Annotated in this window: 6 protein-coding genes and 1 pseudogene; all 7 read left to right on the forward strand. The window is 51.5% G+C overall.

The features are described from left to right. A pseudogene (locus BP727_RS02865) lies at window positions 1–288 on the forward strand (hypothetical protein); the annotation flags it as partial. After that, window positions 272–1,024, forward strand: coding sequence for a terminase large subunit domain-containing protein (locus BP727_RS02870; protein WP_286857277.1), 753 nt, complete (start codon window positions 272–274; stop codon window positions 1,022–1,024). The pseudogene BP727_RS02865 and the gene BP727_RS02870, both read left to right, overlap by 17 nt. A gap of 12 nt (window positions 1,025–1,036) precedes the next feature. Next, on the forward strand, window positions 1,037–1,699 hold the full coding sequence (locus BP727_RS02875; RefSeq protein WP_286857279.1) for a hypothetical protein: 663 nt from the start codon (window positions 1,037–1,039) through the stop codon (window positions 1,697–1,699). Between the two features lie 4 nt (window positions 1,700–1,703). Further along, window positions 1,704–1,865, forward strand: a complete 162-nt coding sequence (locus BP727_RS02880; RefSeq protein ID WP_286857280.1) for a hypothetical protein — start codon at window positions 1,704–1,706, stop codon at window positions 1,863–1,865. 75 nt (window positions 1,866–1,940) lie between these two features. After that, entirely contained in the window at window positions 1,941–2,123 is a 183-nt protein-coding gene (locus BP727_RS02885; protein ID WP_286857282.1) for a hypothetical protein, read from the forward strand. Between the two features lie 2 nt (window positions 2,124–2,125). Continuing rightward, window positions 2,126–2,479 (forward strand): hypothetical protein, encoded by a 354-nt coding sequence (locus BP727_RS02890; RefSeq protein WP_286857284.1) that lies wholly within the window; start codon window positions 2,126–2,128, stop codon window positions 2,477–2,479. A gap of 1 nt (window position 2,480) precedes the next feature. Next, on the forward strand, window positions 2,481–3,083 hold the full coding sequence (locus BP727_RS02895) for a hypothetical protein (protein ID WP_286857285.1): 603 nt from the start codon (window positions 2,481–2,483) through the stop codon (window positions 3,081–3,083). Window positions 3,084–3,414 lie beyond the last annotated feature (331 nt).

Genomic DNA, 3,414 nt, shown 5'->3' on the forward strand with positions numbered 1-3,414 from the left:
GGAGATACCTATCTCCAGCTCGTTATCGGCCTGCAGAAGAAGGCCCTGGATGCCCTGGAGCAGCAGAATGCCAAAGAAGATCCCAAATCATGGGCCATGGTCTCCCGGGAGGCCCGGGGATATGTGGAGCTGATGGGGAAGGCCCTGGATAGGATCAGGGAAGCACCACCGGCCCAAATCACCATCGTCAACAATCCCCAATGGGTTGAGTTGCGAACCCTGATCATAACGGCCCTGGAGCCCTATCCCGACGCAAGGCAGGCGGTGGTCCATGCCATCCACAAGTGACGACCTGGCATATTCACTGGATCCAGTCTTGTGGGCGAAGGAGGTCTTGGGCTTCCATCCAGACCCCTGGCAGGCCTCCCTTTTGAGGAGCCGGTCAAAGAAGATCATCCTCAACTGCTCCAGGCAGAGCGGCAAATCAACGGTCTGTGCCGCTTTGGGCCTGCATGAAAGCATCTATCGCCGTCCCTCCTTCGGCCTGGTGATAGCACCGACACAAGACCAGTCCTCAGAGCTGATGCTGAAGTTCGATGAGTTCCGGGGAGCTGTAGAGCTGCCTTCTGACTACCTGAGCACCGACACCAAGCTAGCTGTCCGGTTTGCCAATGGCAATAGGTTCATAGCCAGGCCTGGCAGCGAGAAATCAGCAAGATCCTTCTCTGCCGTGACCTTGCTTCTCGAGGATGAGGCCGCCAGGGTTGCGGATGCTCTTTATAACAGCGTTCGGCCCATGCTCGCGGTCTCCAATGGCCGGCATGTCCTCATGAGCACTCCATTTGGCAAACAGAACCACTTTTTCAAGATTTGGGATGAGCAGCGGGATCTATGGGAATGGTACGAAATCCCGGCGGAAAAGTGCCCGCGAATAACGAAAGAGTTCTTAGAAGAGGAGCAGAGGACGAACCCCTGGTTTGAGCAAGAATACCATTGCGTGTTCATGGATAGCGAAGGATCGATCTTCTCATCTGATCTGTTCCGGAGCCTGGCAAATCCGGCGGTTAGTGCAATGAAATTTTAGGAGAGTGAAAATATGGCAACAAAATGTTACCTGTTAGGATGCGATTTAGGAAAAAGCCTCGATTATACGAGCTTTGCCGTTATCGAAATGGTCTATGATCCTGAGATCAAGGATCTTCGGTACCACCTGATAGGCTTGGACAGGATCAGGGGGGTGGACTATCCAGTAGTTGTGGACCTGATCGAAAAGGCGGCGGACAGTCTGGAGAAGAAGATGCACCTATATGATTCCTATCCGTATGGGGGGCCTATCCTCTGCATGGACGCCTCGGGCCTCGGAGCGCCCATACGTGATTATCTGAAAGCCCACAATTCATTCAATCAGAAAGGCAGGAGAATCTACCCGGTGGTCTTCACCGGCGGGGAAGCGGCGCGCTATGACATGGTGACCCATAATTACAACATCAGCAAGAGCCTTATCATTGGCAATTTCTTGAGCCTGATGCAACACCGGCGGTTTGATTATGCACCGGACCTTGAGGCCCTCCCTCTCCTGATGAAGGAGATTGAAAGCTTCAAGTATCATCTAACGGCGTCCGGGCACACGGGTTTTGATGCTGAGCAGGGAGCCCATGATGATCTGATTTGTGCGGTTTGCATACCGCTCATTATCGGTGAGTGGCGGTATAACAATCACCAAAAAATGAAAGTTGGTCCAAAGCCGGCGGGATGGTGATAACATGTCTGAAAATTTGATAGATTCGGTAGAGAAGGATATGGCTGTATTGGCTGATCCTAATGCATCGATGGAAGAAAAACGCTATGCAAAGACGGACCTTATGTTATCAAGGCGACTGATAGCAAAAGGAGTTACTGAGCTGTCGGATGGTGCGGGGGCCTGACCCCCTGCCTACATCATTAAGCCGGCAAGGGACTCCTCCCCCCGGCGTGATGTACATCAAAGAGGTTGATACAAAATGGCATATACTGCAACAGTAGCGGCAATTAAGGCCGAAATCGAGACTCAGATAGACGCATTAGTGACCATAAACTCCGGCACGCCCCTGGTGAAGGAGCTGGAAGCGGCTCTTGATCGGGCTGTGGCTGCTCTGATAGCGGCTGGAACCATTGAGCAGACTTCTCGTGTTGAGGATGCATAGACATGACATTAGACGACGGCAAAGCCTTATTTTGGCCTGACTTCAAAAAAATTGAAGCCGGGTTAGAAGAGAAGCTTAAGAATCCGAACATGTCCTTCGCCGCGAGAACGGCAACCCTAAATCAGCTAACATCCTTAAAAGTTAGGTGGCAGCGAGACGGCATAAACGATATCGGCATAGTCGAAAGAATCCGAGATAGTTTAGTCCGAGACCTTGCCGGAGCTAACAAGATGGCTCTTGATGCTGATTCAATCGATCAGGTCTTTGGAGAGCATAGGCGGAAGATCTCGATGGCTAACAAGATCCTGGCAGAAGCGGACCAAAAGCGGATAACAAGCGAACTTCCGAGGCTATAGCATGAGCGAGAGCGGAATCAATCAGCCACTTGAAGAGCTTCCATATGTGGCCCATCGGCTCTCTCTTTTTCAGGCAAGAGACTTGATCTCAGCTAAACGCCAGGGAGACCGGACGGTTGAATTGGTCCTAAAATGGCAGGCCGTGGCAGAAAGTCTTCCAAAGATCCGACAAAGCATAGGCTCAACCCTTGAACCAGTGGTAGGCAAAGGCGACAGCGTGACATGGAAAATTTCCAACCGCCCAAAGTTCGATGCAATCAAAGAGACCATTGAGGCGAACGAGAAAGAGCTGGCTTCGCTTGAATCCGCTATCGAGGAGCTTAATAGCTTCGCGGTGAGTGATTACCTCGTGGAGCTATACGATAGGCGAACCGCCCTCGGGGGATCGGAACGCAAGCTTCGCACGGCTCTTTCCGCTGAAGCACAAGTGGCAATATCCCGGCATTCAGGGAAAAGCGCTGAGGATGCTTTGGCCTCCGACACCAGGTACAATCGCCGCAAAACGACATTTGAAGCCCAAACCAGCACCGCAAAGAAGGCTTTGGCAGCCGTAAACGAGCGGATCAAGCGAATCGATGATATCCTGTCGTCGGTGGGCTGCTGATGTCCACAGAGAGGATACGCTTGGTTCCGACGGCTTGAATCCTTTCTTTTTTATAATGACTTGTTATTTTAATTTTAAAGGGCATCAATTTTGTCTCAGCCTACAAATCCCTATCCGGCCCGGAGATCTTGCCAGAAACGCGACGTGGCTAAGGCGCTGTGGGCTGGAAGGCAAAGGAGCGATGGCCTGGGGCAGGAGAATTTACTTGATGGGTATTTGATGGGTATTTGATGGAAGGGAGAGGAGACCAGGAGAGCACCATCTCCAATAACACGCTCTTTGACATGAGACCAAAACAACTTACAATGTAACCGTAAGTAGTTTGGAAAAT

Source organism: Methanosaeta sp. UBA356, from assembly GCF_002496465.1.
GTDB classification, from domain to species: Archaea; Halobacteriota; Methanosarcinia; order Methanotrichales; family Methanotrichaceae; genus Methanothrix; species Methanothrix soehngenii.

Bases quoted from the DNA above. Each gene is read 5' to 3' on its own strand.
- BP727_RS02870 (WP_286857277.1), top strand. From the start codon at position 272: ATGCCATCCACAAGTGACGACCTGGCATATTCACTGGATCCAGTCTTG.
- BP727_RS02875 (WP_286857279.1), top strand. From the start codon at position 1,037: ATGGCAACAAAATGTTACCTGTTAGGATGCGATTTAGGAAAAAGCCTC.
- BP727_RS02880 (WP_286857280.1), top strand. From the start codon at position 1,704: ATGTCTGAAAATTTGATAGATTCGGTAGAGAAGGATATGGCTGTATTG.
- BP727_RS02885 (WP_286857282.1), top strand. From the start codon at position 1,941: ATGGCATATACTGCAACAGTAGCGGCAATTAAGGCCGAAATCGAGACT.
- BP727_RS02890 (WP_286857284.1), top strand. From the start codon at position 2,126: ATGACATTAGACGACGGCAAAGCCTTATTTTGGCCTGACTTCAAAAAA.
- BP727_RS02895 (WP_286857285.1), top strand. From the start codon at position 2,481: ATGAGCGAGAGCGGAATCAATCAGCCACTTGAAGAGCTTCCATATGTG.